This is a genomic window from Pseudomonas sp. BF-RE-22, from assembly GCF_019956155.1.
In the GTDB taxonomy this organism is placed as follows: domain Bacteria; phylum Pseudomonadota; class Gammaproteobacteria; order Pseudomonadales; family Pseudomonadaceae; genus Aquipseudomonas; species Aquipseudomonas migulae.
This window is the reverse complement of sequence record NZ_JAHBDD010000004.1, coordinates 49,006-63,230: the sequence shown is the minus strand read 5'-3', so window position 1 is coordinate 63,230 and position 14,225 is coordinate 49,006. Positions and strand designations below refer to the sequence as shown.

Here is a 14,225-nt window from a genome sequence, read left to right as displayed (position 1 = left end):
TGGGGATTGGGGGCAGTGGATGAATCGCAACGAACTACGCAAGGCGGATATCAACCTGATGGTGGTGTTCGAAACCTTGATGCTCGAACGCAACGTTACCCGTGTGGCGGAGAAGTTGTTTCTCGGGCAGCCAACCATCAGTTCGGCGCTCAACCGCCTGCGTACGATGTTCAACGACCCGCTGTTCATCCGGGTTGGCCATCGAATGGAGCCGACCGCCAGGGCCGAGGAGCTGATTCAGTATTTGTCGCCGGCGCTGGACTCGTTGTCGGTGGCGTTAAGCCTGACCCATGATTTCGACCCGACCGTCAGCACCATGACGTTTCGTATCGGGCTGTCGGACGATGTCGAGTTCGGCCTGTTGCCGCCGTTGCTGCGTGCCTTGCGCCAGGAAGCACCGAAGGTGGTGTTTGTAGTGCAGCATGTCGATTACTGGCGAATTCCCGATTTGCTGGCATCCGGCGACATCACCGTGGGTATCAGCCAGACCCGGGGTCTGCCGGCCAATGCCAAGCGCAAATTGTTGCGGCACATCCAGCCCAGGATCCTGCGCGCCGATGCGTCCGACACGCCGCTGACCCTCGATGAATATTGCTCGCGCCCGCACGTGCTGGTGTCTCACACCGCCAACATCAGTGGTTACGCTGACGAGTGGCTGGCGGAGATCGGGCGTACACGCCACGTAGTGTTATCCGTGCCGCAGTACAGTTCGTTGCCAGCCTTGCTCGCCGGAACCGATCTGATCGCCAGCCTGCCGGATTACACCGCCGAGGCGATGGCGGCATCCGGTCAGTTGTTCATGGAGCCTTTTCCGTTCAAGACACCGACGCTTGACCTGTCGATGGTCTGGCTCAGCCACGTCGACACCGACCCCGCCGAGCGCTGGTTGCGTTCGCGACTGGAGGCGTTCATGAGTGAGCGCTTAGCGTCGCCGCCGTCCCGGTGAGCAGGACCACTCTGTGTTATATGTACGACCTTTCCGCCTACATTCAGGAGCCACGTCATGCCCCACCTGCACATGGAATACACCGCCAACCTGCCTGATTTGAACGCCGACGTGGCGTTGATCCGGCTCAACAATACGCTGGTGGCTTCCGGTCAGTTTGCTGCCGAATACGACATCAAAAGCCGAGCCGTGAAGGTCGAAACCTTCAAGGTCGGTACTGCATTGGCTGAGCGGGCATTTGTGCACGTGAAACTGGCGTTGTTGAGTGGCCGCTCGCCGCAGATCAAAAAGCAGTTATCCGAAAGCCTGCTGGCGGTGGTGCAGGACTTGTGTGAATGGCCGGCGGGGGTTGAAGTGCAGTTGGCTGTAGAAATCCTCGACATCGATCGGGAGTCCTACAGCAAAGTCGCCATCAACAACTGAGTCTCAGGCAGTGGCCTGTTCAGTGCAGGCCTTGACCACTTGTTCACGCAGCCAGGTATTGGCGCTGTCCTGATCGGCGCCTTGACTCCATTGCATGTCGAGGGTGAAACCCGGCAGGCCGTTGGGCGCTTCGCAGTGATTGAAAATCGCCTCGCTGGCCAGTAAATGCTGGATGCGTCGGGGCAGGGTAACGATGAAGTCGGTGCCTGTGATCATTTTCAGCGCTGCGCTGTAGCTGTTGGAGCGTGCGACGATTTGCCGTTTTTGCGCTTGCTGCGCCAGCCAGCCGTCGACCATGTTGGTGGTCGATGTCCAGGGTGTAGGAAACACGTGCCGGCGTTCGGTGAAGGCTTGCAGACTTAAACGCGGCTCCAGCGGCGTGGCGCGTTTATCGAAGACGCAGACCAGATCGTCCTCCAGCAGCATGCGGGATTTGAAGTCGGTGTGACTGCGATGAAAATTCGGGCCAAAGCAAATCACCAGGTCGAGACTGCCGTCGCGCAGTTCTTCGGCCGGGATGTCGGTTTCGAACTTGTGCATGTTGACCATCACCGGTAAGTCGGCGAAATCAAAGCTTTTCAATAACCGCGGCAGGATTAACTGCTCGAAGTATTCCGGTGCGCAGATGTTGAAGGTGACCGGTTGCAGAGTAGGGTCGAACGCCTGCGTCCCGGCGTGACAGAGGTTGATGCTGTCGAGGATTTTCAGCACGTGGGTGTACATGGTGCTGGCTTTGTAAGTAGGGCGCATCCCCGCGCGGGTGTTGATGAACAATTCGTCTTCGAATCCGCTGCGTAGCTTTTTCAGGCAGTAACTGACGGTGGACTGACTGACGCAGAGTGTTTCGGACACTCCGGTGACGCTGCTTTGTTCATACACGGCGATAAACACCATGAGGTCCTGCATGTCGAGTTTTCTAAGCAAGTTACTGTTCAGCATCCATTCCATCTCGCTGTGATCCTTGCGCTGACTGAGCGCAAACTCGTGCGAATGATCCTAGCGGAACGATGGTCCCAGGAGAATGCCTTGTGGGAAGTTTCCCTTTTAGTTGTGAGGCAGTGCCAAATGCACAGTGCGACGACTGGACATCAATAACGTCAGCATGCCGATGCCTACGAGTACCGCACCGACGATTTCCAGCGGCATCGGCGATTGACGCCACCAGAACCAATGAAACAGCGTGATGAACAACGTGCTCAGGTAAATGTACGAAATGACCGATGAGGGGGCGATGACACCGATGGCCCGGTGCAGCAACCAGAAGGTCGCCAGGGTGGCGAACAACGCCAGGTAAATCAGCCAGTAAAAATCGTTCAGGGTCAGCAACGATGCCGATCGCCAGCCTCCACTGACCCCACAGAACACCAGCAGGAACAACGCACCGAACAGCATGTTCCAGAAAGTCATGCCCACCGGGCCACGACCCTTGAGGCTGCTGGTTTTCAGCCGCTGACTCAGAGGCGAATAGAGCGCCATCGCTAGGCAACCGAGCCCGTACACCGACACCGCATAGAACGACGGCAACTCGCCGGGCCCAGTGCCTTTCAGCACCAGCATCACGGCCCCGGCGGCCGCGATCAACATCGGTAATACCCGTTGTTTCAGGCTGCTGTCCGGCATCAACACGGCTTCGAAAAGCAGGGTCAGCAACGGCACCAGCGTGAACATCGTGCCGGTGTTTACCGCGCTGGTGTAGCGCAACGCTTCGAACAGCGAGCCAAAATAAACCGCCAGCAGCAGGCCGAGGACGGCATGGCCGAATAACCCGCGTCGATTCATGGCGGTGTCGCCCTTGATCAGCAGCAGCGGCAAAAACACCAGGGCGCAAAACAGCAGGCGCAAGCCGGTCAGCAGGACCGGATCAATGGCCTGACTGACCTGCGCCGCTGCGGAAAACGAAGCAGCGATCAACAGTGCCCAGAGCAGCATGCCGACGTGGGCGGCGGCGAAACCGGTGTGTTTCATGAGGGCGTTTCCGGGTCAGTAAATGTGGCGGGCGTAGTGCCGCGGGTTGAAGCGCAGGACCATCAACATCATCAGCGCCATGACGCCGGTGAGTGACCACCAGGCCCATTCGAAACTGCCGAGTTGATCGCGGATGATCCCGGCAATCAGCGGCGAGAGGCCGGCGATCAGGTAGCCGATGCCTTGGACGAAAGCCGTCAGCCCGCCTGCACGTTGCGGGTTGTCCAGATGATCCAGCGACACGATCAGGCTCATCGGGAACAGTCCGCCGATGCCCAGCCCCAGCAGGCACGGCCACAACAGACTCAGGTGTTGCGGGCTCACTATCAGCCCACAGAAACCGGCCATGATCAGCGCCAGCAACACCACCAGCACCAGGCGACGGTCACGGCTGCGGTTGGCGATCGCAGGCGTCACCAGGCCGGACAGTACTTCCATGGCCGTGAGGAAACCTGACAACAAACCGGCGTTTTGTTCGCTCCAGCCTTTTTCCATGTAGTACGGCGCCAGCCAGGCCAGCACACAGGTGTAGGACGCTGTGCCCAGACCAAAGAAGATGGCGAGTAACCAGGCGCGGGAATTGGCGAAGAACGACCTGTTTCGTTGCTCATGAGCGGGCAGTGCCGGCATCGCCGCACGTTGGCCGAGCCAGAAGAGTAGCGCCACCAACGCCAGGATCGACCAGATCGCCAGGCCTCCCCGCCAACTGCCGGTGCGCATCATCACCAGCGGCGCGAAGGACGCGGCGAGGGCGGCGCCACCCATGATCGATGTGACGTAGAGGCCCATGCACACGGAAACGTTGTCGCTGAAACGCGACTTGATCAGCGTCGGCATCAACGCCTGAATCAGCGCGATACCGACACCTGCCAGAACGGCGCTGAGGATCAGTTCGGCCGCGGAGTCGAGGAACAGGCGCGACACCGTCGCCAGGCCGATGACCAGCAACGACACCACCACCGTGCGCTGTTCGCCAAGCCATTGGCTGACGCTGAGGCCGAAGAACATCGCCAGTCCCATGGCCATCACCGGCAGCATGGTCAGCAGCGACGCCAGGCTGAAACTCAGCGGGATGTCGCCGCGAATCGCCGAGAGCAAAGGGCCGACCGCGGCCATGGACGGGCGCAGGTTCAGGGCGACGAGCATGATGCTGACCATCAACCAGAAGGCAGGGCGAGAAGTGGCGCGGACGTTTTCCATCGATTGGACCTTGAATGACAGGGCCCGATTAGGCGCGAGCGGCCTGGAAGCCGCAAATCAGAAAGTCTGTCGCGGTATTTAAAAATCAAATACCTCTGCCGCAACACAGAACCCTGTAGGAGCGAGACCGGCTTGCCGGCGATAGCAATTTTTCATTCAATATTTATGTTGCCTGACTCTCCGTCATCGCGAGCAGGCTCGCTCCTACAATGGTTTGTGTGGCGGCAGCCACATTGGGTATAGGGTGGCTGGTTGATTGTTTAGCCAACCCACAACCAAAGTTCTTCAAATCCCGATTTAACGACTTAACCAGCCATGTGACGCTGCTGCTCATCTGTCTACTGCGGTCTTCTTTATGGACGATTGTCCAGTCGCACTTCCTTCCGAACTCGCCTTCTGGGCGTTGTGGCATTGCCGTCACGCGCGCCCACCGGATTCCTGCCTTTCCCGTTGATTGTTCCTACAGGTCCTGCGCTGTGCGCCGGGATCAAACCGGCAGCGCCTACGCGTTTGCCTGACGCGGAAACAAGAGAATTCCTATGAGTTGTGCCACGACCTCCTTCGCCACGAAACAAGAAGCCCTGACTTTTCTGGAACAGAATCCGGATATCGAGATGTTCGAGTTGTTCATCCTCGACAACAACGGTGTGCCTCGGGGCAAGTTGTTGCATCGCGATGAACTGCTGGCGGTCTACGAAAGCGGTCGCCCCCTGCCAAGCACCATCCTGGGCCTGACCATCAACGGCGATGACGTGGAAAACTCGGGTCTGGTCTGGGACGTGGGGGATATCGATTGCCGGGCCTACCCGATCAGCGGCAGCTTGACGCGCATGCCATGGCGATTGATTCCGACGGCGGCGGTGCAGGTCAGCATGCACCCGAAGGAGGGCATGCCGGCGACCATCGCCGACCCGCGGCACCTGTTGGCGAAGGTGATCGAAGGCTTGCAGGCGGACGGCTATTACCCGGTGATGGCCGCGGAGCTGGAGTTCTATCTGCTGGATCAGCAGCGCGACAGCAACGGTCGGCCGCAACCGGCGCGGGATGTCGATGGCGGGCGCCCGCGCGCAACTCAAGTCTATGGTTTGCGTGAACTGGAGCAGATCGAGCCGTTTCTGGCGGATCTCTACAACGCCTGCAAACTCCAGGGCATTCCGGCGCGCACGGCGATTTCCGAATACGCTCCGGGGCAGGTGGAAATCACTCTTGAGCATCGCACCGACGCCTTGCAGGCGATGGACGAAGCCGTGCGCTACAAGCGCCTGGTCAAGGGCGTGGCGCACAAGCACGGGATGACCGCGTGCTTCATGGCCAAACCGTTCGATGACCTGGCCGGCACGGGCATGCATATGCACGTCAGCCTCGCGGACAAGGACGGCAACAACCTGTTCGCCAGCGAAGCCGCAGACGGTACGCCGCTGCTTAAACAGGCGGTTGGCGGGATGCTCAGCACTTTGCTCGATTCGTTGTTGCTGTTCTGCCCGAACGCCAACTCCTACCGTCGCTTCCAGACCAACAGTTACGCGCCGCTGGCGGCCACCTGGGGCGTGGACAATCGCACCGTAAGTCTACGCGTGCCAGGCGGGCCGGCATTCTCGCGGCACATCGAACATCGCATTTGCGGCGCCGACGCCAACCCGTACCTGGCGGCTGCGGCGATTCTGGCGGGTATCCATCGCGGCATTCGCGAACAACTGGACCCGGGTGCGCCGGTGGAAGGCAATGGTTACGCCCAGGCCACGGAACTGTTGCCCACCGACTGGCTGACCACCTTGCGCGCACTGGAAGGTTCGGGCTGGGCGCGAGAGGCCTTCGGCAGAGAATTTCTGGGTGTTTACCTCGCGGTGAAGCGTGCCGAGTATCGTCAATTCATGGGCGAAGTCGGTGAGCAGGATTGGCGTTGGTACCTGAACCAGGCCTGAACCATTCTCAAATACATCTCAAGATGTAGTTAAACGCCTTAAGCCAACTAATCGTTGGCTTCTTTTTCACAAAAAATTGATGGTTGGCTACTTAAAATTAGTGCTGTCGCGGTCAATGAAATTTTCACATTGGCCGACGGCACTTCTTTTCAGGAACAGCCGATTATCATGTGGAAACTCAAAGCCGTTCGCCCCGAGTGGGTGACGTTGATTGCCAGTGCCTTTTTATTGACAGGCTTTAATTTGGTGCTCTGGCAACATTTGTTTGAAATCACCGCGTTCGACGGTCAAGGCATCGTCATGCGTGTGGCTTTTGGCTTGATGATTCTGGCTGCTTTCAACATCGTATTGACCCTGCTGGCGTTCCGCCCGCTGTTAAAACCGGTCTTGACCCTACTCTTCATGATCAGCGCCGGGGTGGCGTATTTCATGGGGCAATACGGTGCACTTATCGACACCGGCATGTTGCGTAACTTTGCGCAAACCAATGCCACGGAAGTGCGTGACTTACTCTCGATAAAGTTACTTGTTTATATTGTTCTGCTCGGGGTTTTACCTTCGTGGTTGTTGTGGAAGACGCCAATTAATTACCGTCGCTGGCACCGTGAGTTGCTCAGTAAAGTACTGGTAAGTGTTGCGTCGGTGGCGGTGATCGGTGGCGTCGCACTGGTCAACTATCAGGGCCTGTCCTCACTGTTTCGCAATCACCATGAATTGCGTTTGATGGTGGTTCCGAGTAACTACATCGGCGCCTCGTTCAGCTACCTGCGTGAGCAAGTCGCTTCGGCCCATCAGCCTTTCGTTAAAATCGGTGAGGACGCCGAGAGAAATCCGACCTGGCAAGCGCACAGCCGCAAATCCCTGACCGTGCTGGTGGTCGGTGAAAGTGCCCGGGCCGAGAATTTCGGTGTGCTGGGTTATAACCGTGACACCACGCCGAAACTGGATAAAGAAGCCGGCCTGATCGCGTTCACCGATGTGCATTCCTGCGGTACTGAAACGGCCGTGTCGGTGCCCTGCATGTTTTCCAACATGGGCCGCAAGGACTACAACGCGAGCAAGGCCAAGAATGAAGAAGGCCTGCTGGATGTGCTCAAGCGTGCAGGCCTGGAGGTGATATGGCGCGATAACCAGTCAGGCTGCAAAGGCACGTGCGACCGCGTCACCCTCGACGATGTCAGTAACCTGAAAGACCCGGTGCTCTGCGCCAATAGTGAATGCCGCGATGAAATTCTCCTGCAAGGTTTGCAGCACTTCATCGACACCCTGGATAAAGACACGGTGTTGGTATTGCACCAGATGGGCAGTCATGGCCCGGAGTATTTCAAGCGCTACCCGAAAGAGTACGAACGCTTTACCCCGGTGTGTGAAAGTAATGCCCTGAATAATTGCAGTCGCGAAAGTATCGTCAATGGTTACGACAACACCCTCGTTTACACCGACCACGTGCTGTCGACCCTGATCGATCTGTTGCGCAGCAACCAGGACAAAGTTGATACCGCGATGCTCTACCTGTCGGACCACGGCGAATCCCTGGGCGAATACAACCTGTTCCTCCACGGTACGCCTTACATGCTGGCGCCGGAGCAACAGAAGCATGTTGCGATGCTGGCCTGGTTCTCCGACAGCTATCAAAAGTCGTTCTCGGTGGACACACACTGCCTGCAATTGAGCCGTGAGAAGCCGCTGAGCCAGGACAACCTGTTCCATTCGATGCTCGGTCTGCTGGAGGTCAACAGTAAGGTCTACAACCAGGATCTGGACCTGTTTGCCGGCTGCCGTGGTGCGGTGATCGACGGCGTCTTGGCCAAAGAGTGAGGGTGGCAACCTTTTTTTCACGTATCGGCCGCTAACCTGCGGCCGGTAGATTTTCCTACAAGAGCAATCACACATGTCCCCTCAACCCCCATCCGCCTTCGAGCTTGAGTTCGCCCGGCGCTATGACCAGGAACACGCCCGCGTCTGCATGCAGCCGCGTCCGCGTGGCCTGGCCGGGCGCCTGGGGTTCTGGCGGGACGAGCAGTTGGTGCGCAACGCGCTCAAAGTGGCCGGCGAGCCGGGGTTGATTCTTGACGTCGCTTGCGGGGCCGGACGTTTCTGGCCGGTGCTGGCCGAACACGCGAACCGGGTGATCCTGGCGTCCGATCCGTCGCAGGACATGCTCGATCACGCCCCGATCCATCATCCGCAAGAGCTGCTGAAACGGGTCAAGACCTTTCAGAGTTCGGCGTTCGCCATCGGCTTGTCGGCGAATGCGGTGGACTGCATTTTTTGCATGCAACTGTTTCAGCACATCGCCTGCGCCGAGCATCGGTCAGCCATGCTCGGTGAGTTCCACCGGGTCAGCCGCGACACCGTGATTGTCGCGGTGCGGGTCGAGGCTCATTTCAAGCGCCGGCAACCCGATGCACAAGGCACTCATGCCCGGCATCTGGCCAGTAAGGCCGAGGTGGAAGCCGAGTTCAAACAGGCCGGGTTCCGTTTACTCAGCCATCAGGATTTCCTGCCCGGTTGCACGCGGATGCGCGTCTACGTGCTGCGTAAGGCCAGATAACCTCCCTCCGTCAGACTATTCTTGCTAACAAGCAGGTGTTTTCGCTAAAGCTCTTGTTCAGTGGAGGCGCGGAAATCGCCGGGGGCGATATATACTGCGCGCCATTCTTCAAGGGAGAGCCGTGTGGCCATCGATATTCACTGGATTCGCGACAACGATAGCCTCGGCCGGTTTTGCGCCGAGTGGCAGCAGCTGCCCTACGTTGCCCTCGACACCGAATTCATGCGGGTCGACACCTTTTATCCGATCGCGGGTTTGCTGCAGATCGGCGATGGCGTACGCGCTTACCTGATTGACCCGTTGACCATCGACAACTGGCAACCCCTGGCCGCGTTGCTGGAAAACCCGGCCGTGGTCAAAGTCGTCCACGCGTGCAGCGAAGACCTCGAAGTGTTGCTGCGCCTGACCGGCAGTCTGCCGGCGCCGCTGTTCGACACGCAATTGGCCGCCGCCTACCTGAACCTCGGTTTCTCCATGGGGTATTCGCGGTTGGTGCAGGAAGTGCTCGGCATCGACCTGCCCAAGGGCGAGACCCGTTCCGATTGGCTGCAACGCCCGCTGTCGGACACCCAGATCAGCTACGCCGCCGAAGACGCCTTGCACCTGGCGGAAGTTTTCGTACAGCTTCGTCCGAAGCTGTCTGACGACAAGTACGCCTGGGTCCTGGAAGATGGCGCCGAGCTGGTGGCCAACCTGCGTCGTGAAGTCGACCCGCATGAGGTTTACCGCGAAGCGAAACTGGCCTGGAAGTTGTCTCGCGCTCAGCTCGCCGTTTTGCGTGAACTCTGCGCCTGGCGTGAGCGCGAGGCTCGCGCCCGTGATCTACCGCGCAATCGCATCATCCGTGAACATTCCCTGTGGCCGCTGGCGCGCACGCAACCGGACAACCTCGGGGCGTTGGCGAAAATCGAAGACATGCACCCGCGTACCGTGCGTCAGGACGGCGAATTTCTGCTTGATCTGATCAAGCGCTCTGGCAGTGTGTCGCCAGATCAATGGCCGCCTGCCGTGCCGGAACCGTTGCCGGTGGATGCTGCCGCACTGATCAAACAGTTGCGTGCACTCGGCCAGGCCGAAGCCGAGCGACTGAACGTCGCGCCGGAACTGATGCTGCGCAAGAAAACCCTGGAAGCGCTGCTCAAGAGCGGCTTCCCCAATGGTCCTTACCAATTGCCTGATTCGCTGCGTGGCTGGCGCCGCGAATTGATGGGCCAGGCGCTGCTCGACAGCCTGGCCACCGCCGGAGAACAGCCTTGAAACGTATTTGCTCCATCTACCGCAGCTCGAAAAGAAATGAAATGTACCTCTATGTGCTCAAGAGCGATGCACTGGAGCGCGTGCCCGAAACACTGATGGCGGCCTTCGGCAAAGCCATCCACGCCTTCGATCTGGTGCTGACCCCCGAGCGCAAGCTGTCGCGCGAGGACATCGCCGTGGTCCTGGAAAACCTCGACAAGCAGGGCTATCACCTGCAAATGCCGCCGGCCGAAGACGAATACATCGAACACTTGCCGGAAGAGTTGTTGCGACGCAACGACCCGATGTAGTCGGCAGACAGGCTCTGTTCAGAGCCTTTATGAAAAACTGGAATGATTTTGGCGATGGCCGCAACGAGGGAGCGATACTCCCTCGGCGGCCGTCTGCACTGCTTTTGAAAGGTTTGAACCATGCGCGTTCTGATTGCTGAACACGACCACCCTGTGTATGCCCAACTGTTGCGTCAGGCAGCACCTGATCTGGAAGTGCTGACCAGCGGTGACTCCGCCGAACTGGCCAGTCAGGCTGCCGATTGCCCGATCTGGCTGGGTCAGCCGGACCTCCTGGCCACTCTGTTGCGTCAGGGCCACCAGCCACAATGGTTGCAGTCGACGTGGGCCGGGATCACGCCGTTGCTGGCCGACGGTTTGCCGCGCCACTATCGCCTGACTCGCGCTGTCGGGATTTTCGGTCAGGTCATGGCTGAATACGTGCTGACCTACATGCTCGGCCACGAACGCGAAGTGCTGCCGCGGCTGGTCAGTCAGGTCGAGCGCAAATGGGACAGCCGTCAGGGCCAAAGCCTGGCAGGGCGCAAGGTCTTGATCGTCGGCACCGGCGATATCGGCCAGACCGTCGCGCAGTTTCTGCTGCCGTTTGGCGTCGAGTTGTATGGCATCGCCAGCGAAGCCCGCGAGCAGGCTCCGTTTGTCGAAGTGGGAGCGCTGGCGGACTTGCCGCGCCTGGTCGGTGAAGTGGATTACGTGATCAATCTGCTGCCGAACACCCCGAGCACCCACGACCTGTACAACGCGGCGCTGTTCAAGCAATTCAAGCCGACCGGGTTGTTCATCAACGTCGGGCGCGGCGTGGCGGTGGTCGATGCGGATCTGGTGGAAGCCTTGAAGGAAGGGCATCTGGCAGGCGCTGTGATCGACGTCTGCCGTCAGGAGCCGCTGCCGCAACGTCATCCGTTCTGGACGGCCTGGGGCCTGCTGCTGACCGGCCACAGCTCCGCACCAACGTCGCCGACGATGATGGTGAGGTTGTTTGTCGAGAATTTGCGGGCGTATCAGGCGGGCGAAGCGTTGCGCGGCGAAGTGGATTTCAATCGCGGGTATTGAACCCACTGCATCATTGAATACTGTGCAAACCTTCTGTAGGAGCGAGCCTGCTCGCGATGGAGTGTCAGACACGTTGATGTCGACTGACACTCCATCGCCGGCAAGCCGGTCTCGCTCCTACAGTTTTGGTTCTATGTTGTGGCTTAGAGGGTGAAGTCGCCTTCAGCCGCCAACTCGCTCAACGGACGACGCGGGCTTGGCTCTTCGCGGGCTTGCAGGTAATCCGCCAGCGTCGCCTTGTCCCCCAGCTTGCCCACCGCCACTGCCGCGTGCAGTGCGTAACCTTCAGGAATGTTCAGCTCCTTGCGGGTCAGTTCCTGATCGAAACCGGCCATGCCGTGAGTGTGCCAGCCGCTGATGCTCGCTTGCAGCGCCAGGTGGCCCCAGGCAGAACCGGTGTCGAAGGTGTGCCACAGCGCCGGGGTTTCTTCGGTGGCGCCGGGTGCTGTGAAGGTGGTTTTCGAGATCACGATCACCAGCGCCGAGGCGTGTTGCGCCCAGCTGCGGTTGAATTCGTTCAGCAGGCCCAGGTAACGCTCCCAGTTCGGCGTATCGCGGCGCGCGTAGAGAAACCGCCAAGGCTGCGAGTTGTAGGCCGATGGCGCCCAGCGTGCGGCTTCGAAGAAGCTCAGCAGGGTTTCCTCGGAGATGGCCTCGCCGGTGAAGGCGCGGGGCGACCAGCGATCAGTGAATTGAGGGTGGATGGCATAATCGGCAACGCGTGGATTGGCACTCATCAATAGATTCCTTGCTACGTTTGAAGGTGAGGGGCGACGCGAAACCCTACTGGGCAGCGCAAAAACTGACAAGCGCGTTCTACCGGCAGTCGCCAATGCTTGGCCCGCAACGGCCTTGGCACTAGACTGGCGGCCTTTTCACCACCTGATGTTGATGCTTGAGCCATGGCCGCCAAAGTCGAACCGTTCTGGATACGCAAAACCCTCGATCAACTTGATCAAGAGGAATGGGAATCGCTGTGCGACGGTTGTGGCCTGTGCTGCCTGCAAAAGCTTGAGGATGAAGACGACAACAGCGTTTATTACACGCGCATCGCCTGCAAACTGCTGGACCTGAAAACCTGCCAGTGCAGCGATTACCCCAACCGTCGTGAGTTCGTGCCGGACTGCATTCAGCTCACACCGGGCAAGGCCGATGAGTTCAAATGGCTGCCGCCGACCTGCGGTTATCGCCTGGTCAGCGAGGGCAAGGATTTGCCACTCTGGCACCATCTGGTGTGCGGTGATCGCGATGCCGTGCATCACGAACGTATTTCCCAGTCCGGGCGCATGCTCGCTGAAGGCAGCGTGCCCGAGGACGATTGGGAAGACCATCTGATTTTCCGCGCAGGTTAGTTTTACAAGGGAGTGTGTATGGCTGTGGGATTGCGGCTGGCGTTGGCCGTTGGGCTGCTGGCCCTGAGTTCGTCGGTGTGGGCGGCGAAAAAAGTCGATCTGGATTACCACGTGCGCCTGTTGCCGCAAAGCGATCAGGCTGAAGTGCGCCTGACGCTGGCCCAGGGTTCGGCGGTGCGCAGTCTGGATTTCGACCTCGGCGACGGCAGCCATTACAGCGACTTCAAGGCTGACGGCCAATGGCAACTCACGCCGGGCAAAGAGGCCCGGGGTGTCTGGCGCCCGGCAGCCGACAAGGCCAGCCTGACCTACCGCGTGCGCATCAGCCACGGGCGCAAGAGCGGCAGCTTCGACACGCGCATGACCCCGACTTGGGCGCTGATGCGTGGTGATGATCTGGTACCGGCCGCCAGACTCGATCAGCAGGACGGCATCGAATTGGTGTCACGCCTTGAATTCGAATTGCCCACCGGATGGAAAAGCGTCGAAACCGCCTGGCCGCGGATCGGCAAGAACAAATTCCGCATCGACAACGTCTCGCGCCTGTTCGACCGGCCAACCGGCTGGATGCTCGCCGGTCACCTCGGCAGCCGTCGCACCCGGCTTGGGGAAACCGAAGTCACCGTCGCCTCGCCTCAGGGCCAGGGCATGCGCCGCATGGACGTGCTGACGCTGCTGACGTTCGTCTGGCCGCAAGTGCAGGCCGTGTTTCCGCGTCATCCCGCCAAATTGCTGATCGTCGGCGCCAACGACCCGATGTGGCGCGGCAGTCTGGCGGCGCGAGAGTCGATCTATCTGAATTCGCGTCTGCCACTGGTCAGCGAAAGTGGCAGCAGCGCACTGGTGCGTGAGCTGGCCCAGGTGTTCGGGCGGATCAACGACAAGCAGCGCAGCGACTGGATCAGCGAAGGCTTTGCCGAGTATTACGCCGTCGAACTGGTGCGCCGCGCCGGTGGCATGAGTGATGAGCGGTATGAGAGTTTGCACAAGAAGTTGGCCAAGGATAGCCAGAAGGTCACGACGTTGCGGGGCGAGCAGATCAGCCCGGCACAGATTGGCAAAGCGGTTCTATTGCTGAGTGAACTGGATCAGGAAATTCGCATTAAAACCCGCAACAAGCGCTCGCTCGATGATGTGTTGCGCGGGGCGATGCACCTGGAGAGTGTGGATACCAAGGAATTCGTTCAACTGGCCGAGAGCGTTATTGGCGAGTCCTCGAAAGTCCTCGATAACGATTTGATTCAGTGACACCGCCATCGCGGG

At 59.4% G+C, this 14,225-nt stretch carries 14 protein-coding genes; 10 read left to right on the top strand and 4 right to left on the bottom strand.

The window, feature by feature from the left end:
- Positions 1–19: 19 nt before the first annotated feature.
- Together KGA82_RS02980 and KGA82_RS02975 are read left to right on the top strand one after the other, a co-directional pair.
- Positions 20–946, top strand: coding sequence for a LysR family transcriptional regulator (locus KGA82_RS02980; protein WP_008034933.1), 927 nt, complete (start codon positions 20–22; stop codon positions 944–946).
- A gap of 57 nt (positions 947–1,003) precedes the next feature.
- Positions 1,004–1,369 (top strand): 5-carboxymethyl-2-hydroxymuconate Delta-isomerase, encoded by a 366-nt coding sequence (locus tag KGA82_RS02975; RefSeq protein ID WP_192228700.1) that lies wholly within the window; start codon positions 1,004–1,006, stop codon positions 1,367–1,369.
- A gap of 3 nt (positions 1,370–1,372) precedes the next feature.
- Here KGA82_RS02975 and KGA82_RS02970 read toward each other — a convergent pair whose 3' ends face one another.
- The 3 genes from KGA82_RS02970 to KGA82_RS02960 all read right to left on the bottom strand — a co-directional run bounded on the left by KGA82_RS02970 (position 1,373) and on the right by KGA82_RS02960 (position 4,534).
- Positions 1,373–2,308 (bottom strand): LysR family transcriptional regulator, encoded by a 936-nt coding sequence (locus KGA82_RS02970; RefSeq protein WP_223437295.1) that lies wholly within the window; start codon positions 2,306–2,308, stop codon positions 1,373–1,375.
- Positions 2,309–2,413: 105 nt separating this feature from the next.
- The gene (locus KGA82_RS02965; RefSeq protein ID WP_223449587.1) at positions 2,414–3,334 is read right to left on the bottom strand and encodes a DMT family transporter; all 921 of its coding nucleotides are present in this window, start codon (positions 3,332–3,334) and stop codon (positions 2,414–2,416) included.
- 15 nt (positions 3,335–3,349) lie between these two features.
- Complete coding sequence (locus KGA82_RS02960) at positions 3,350–4,534, bottom strand: cyanate transporter (protein ID WP_223449586.1); 1,185 nt, start codon at positions 4,532–4,534, stop codon at positions 3,350–3,352.
- 539 nt (positions 4,535–5,073) lie between these two features.
- Between KGA82_RS02960 and KGA82_RS02955 the strand changes: the two genes are divergently transcribed.
- The 6 genes from KGA82_RS02955 (at position 5,074) to KGA82_RS02930 (ending at position 11,610) form a co-directional block, all read left to right on the top strand.
- Positions 5,074–6,456 carry a glutamine synthetase family protein gene (locus KGA82_RS02955; RefSeq protein ID WP_008034959.1) on the top strand — a complete coding sequence of 461 codons (1,383 nt, stop codon included), beginning with the start codon at positions 5,074–5,076 and terminating at the stop codon, positions 6,454–6,456.
- Between the two features lie 168 nt (positions 6,457–6,624).
- Entirely contained in the window at positions 6,625–8,274 is a 1,650-nt protein-coding gene (locus KGA82_RS02950; protein WP_207286120.1) for a phosphoethanolamine transferase, read from the top strand.
- 73 nt (positions 8,275–8,347) lie between these two features.
- On the top strand, positions 8,348–9,010 hold the full coding sequence (locus tag KGA82_RS02945) for a class I SAM-dependent methyltransferase (protein ID WP_223449585.1): 663 nt from the start codon (positions 8,348–8,350) through the stop codon (positions 9,008–9,010).
- A 123-nt stretch (positions 9,011–9,133) separates the two neighbouring features.
- Positions 9,134–10,267 carry a ribonuclease D gene (gene rnd, locus KGA82_RS02940; protein WP_223449584.1) on the top strand — a complete coding sequence of 378 codons (1,134 nt, stop codon included), beginning with the start codon at positions 9,134–9,136 and terminating at the stop codon, positions 10,265–10,267.
- A complete protein-coding gene (locus tag KGA82_RS02935; RefSeq protein ID WP_192419483.1) occupies positions 10,264–10,557 on the top strand; it encodes a YcgL domain-containing protein in 294 nt (97 codons plus the stop codon). The genes rnd and KGA82_RS02935 overlap by 4 nt, the downstream gene beginning before the upstream one ends.
- A 120-nt stretch (positions 10,558–10,677) precedes the next feature.
- Positions 10,678–11,610 (top strand): D-2-hydroxyacid dehydrogenase, encoded by a 933-nt coding sequence (locus KGA82_RS02930; RefSeq protein ID WP_223449583.1) that lies wholly within the window; start codon positions 10,678–10,680, stop codon positions 11,608–11,610.
- Positions 11,611–11,753: 143 nt separating this feature from the next.
- Here the strand turns inward: KGA82_RS02930 and KGA82_RS02925 are convergent, their stop codons facing one another.
- Positions 11,754–12,347, bottom strand: a complete 594-nt coding sequence (locus KGA82_RS02925) for a nitroreductase family protein (RefSeq protein WP_008034969.1) — start codon at positions 12,345–12,347, stop codon at positions 11,754–11,756.
- Between the two features lie 165 nt (positions 12,348–12,512).
- On the opposite strand from KGA82_RS02925, the gene KGA82_RS02920 reads away from it, so the two are divergent.
- Both KGA82_RS02920 and KGA82_RS02915 read left to right on the top strand, forming a co-directional pair.
- Positions 12,513–12,962, top strand: coding sequence for a YcgN family cysteine cluster protein (locus KGA82_RS02920; protein WP_008034970.1), 450 nt, complete (start codon positions 12,513–12,515; stop codon positions 12,960–12,962).
- Between the two features lie 18 nt (positions 12,963–12,980).
- On the top strand, positions 12,981–14,210 hold the full coding sequence (locus tag KGA82_RS02915; RefSeq protein ID WP_223449582.1) for a hypothetical protein: 1,230 nt from the start codon (positions 12,981–12,983) through the stop codon (positions 14,208–14,210).
- The last annotated feature ends 15 nt before the right edge of the window (positions 14,211–14,225 follow it).

Excerpts from the sequence above, each read along its gene's own strand:
- KGA82_RS02915 (WP_223449582.1), top strand. The coding sequence starts at position 12,981 with ATGGCTGTGGGATTGCGGCTGGCGTTGGCCGTTGGGCTGCTGGCCCTG.
- KGA82_RS02965 (WP_223449587.1), bottom strand. The coding sequence starts at position 3,334 with ATGAAACACACCGGTTTCGCCGCCGCCCACGTCGGCATGCTGCTCTGG.
- KGA82_RS02955 (WP_008034959.1), top strand. The coding sequence starts at position 5,074 with ATGAGTTGTGCCACGACCTCCTTCGCCACGAAACAAGAAGCCCTGACT.
- KGA82_RS02950 (WP_207286120.1), top strand. The coding sequence starts at position 6,625 with ATGTGGAAACTCAAAGCCGTTCGCCCCGAGTGGGTGACGTTGATTGCC.
- KGA82_RS02975 (WP_192228700.1), top strand. The coding sequence starts at position 1,004 with ATGCCCCACCTGCACATGGAATACACCGCCAACCTGCCTGATTTGAAC.
- KGA82_RS02960 (WP_223449586.1), bottom strand. The coding sequence starts at position 4,534 with ATGGAAAACGTCCGCGCCACTTCTCGCCCTGCCTTCTGGTTGATGGTC.
- KGA82_RS02970 (WP_223437295.1), bottom strand. The coding sequence starts at position 2,308 with ATGCTGAACAGTAACTTGCTTAGAAAACTCGACATGCAGGACCTCATG.
- KGA82_RS02925 (WP_008034969.1), bottom strand. The coding sequence starts at position 12,347 with ATGAGTGCCAATCCACGCGTTGCCGATTATGCCATCCACCCTCAATTC.
- KGA82_RS02945 (WP_223449585.1), top strand. The coding sequence starts at position 8,348 with ATGTCCCCTCAACCCCCATCCGCCTTCGAGCTTGAGTTCGCCCGGCGC.
- KGA82_RS02920 (WP_008034970.1), top strand. The coding sequence starts at position 12,513 with ATGGCCGCCAAAGTCGAACCGTTCTGGATACGCAAAACCCTCGATCAA.
- KGA82_RS02930 (WP_223449583.1), top strand. The coding sequence starts at position 10,678 with ATGCGCGTTCTGATTGCTGAACACGACCACCCTGTGTATGCCCAACTG.
- KGA82_RS02980 (WP_008034933.1), top strand. The coding sequence starts at position 20 with ATGAATCGCAACGAACTACGCAAGGCGGATATCAACCTGATGGTGGTG.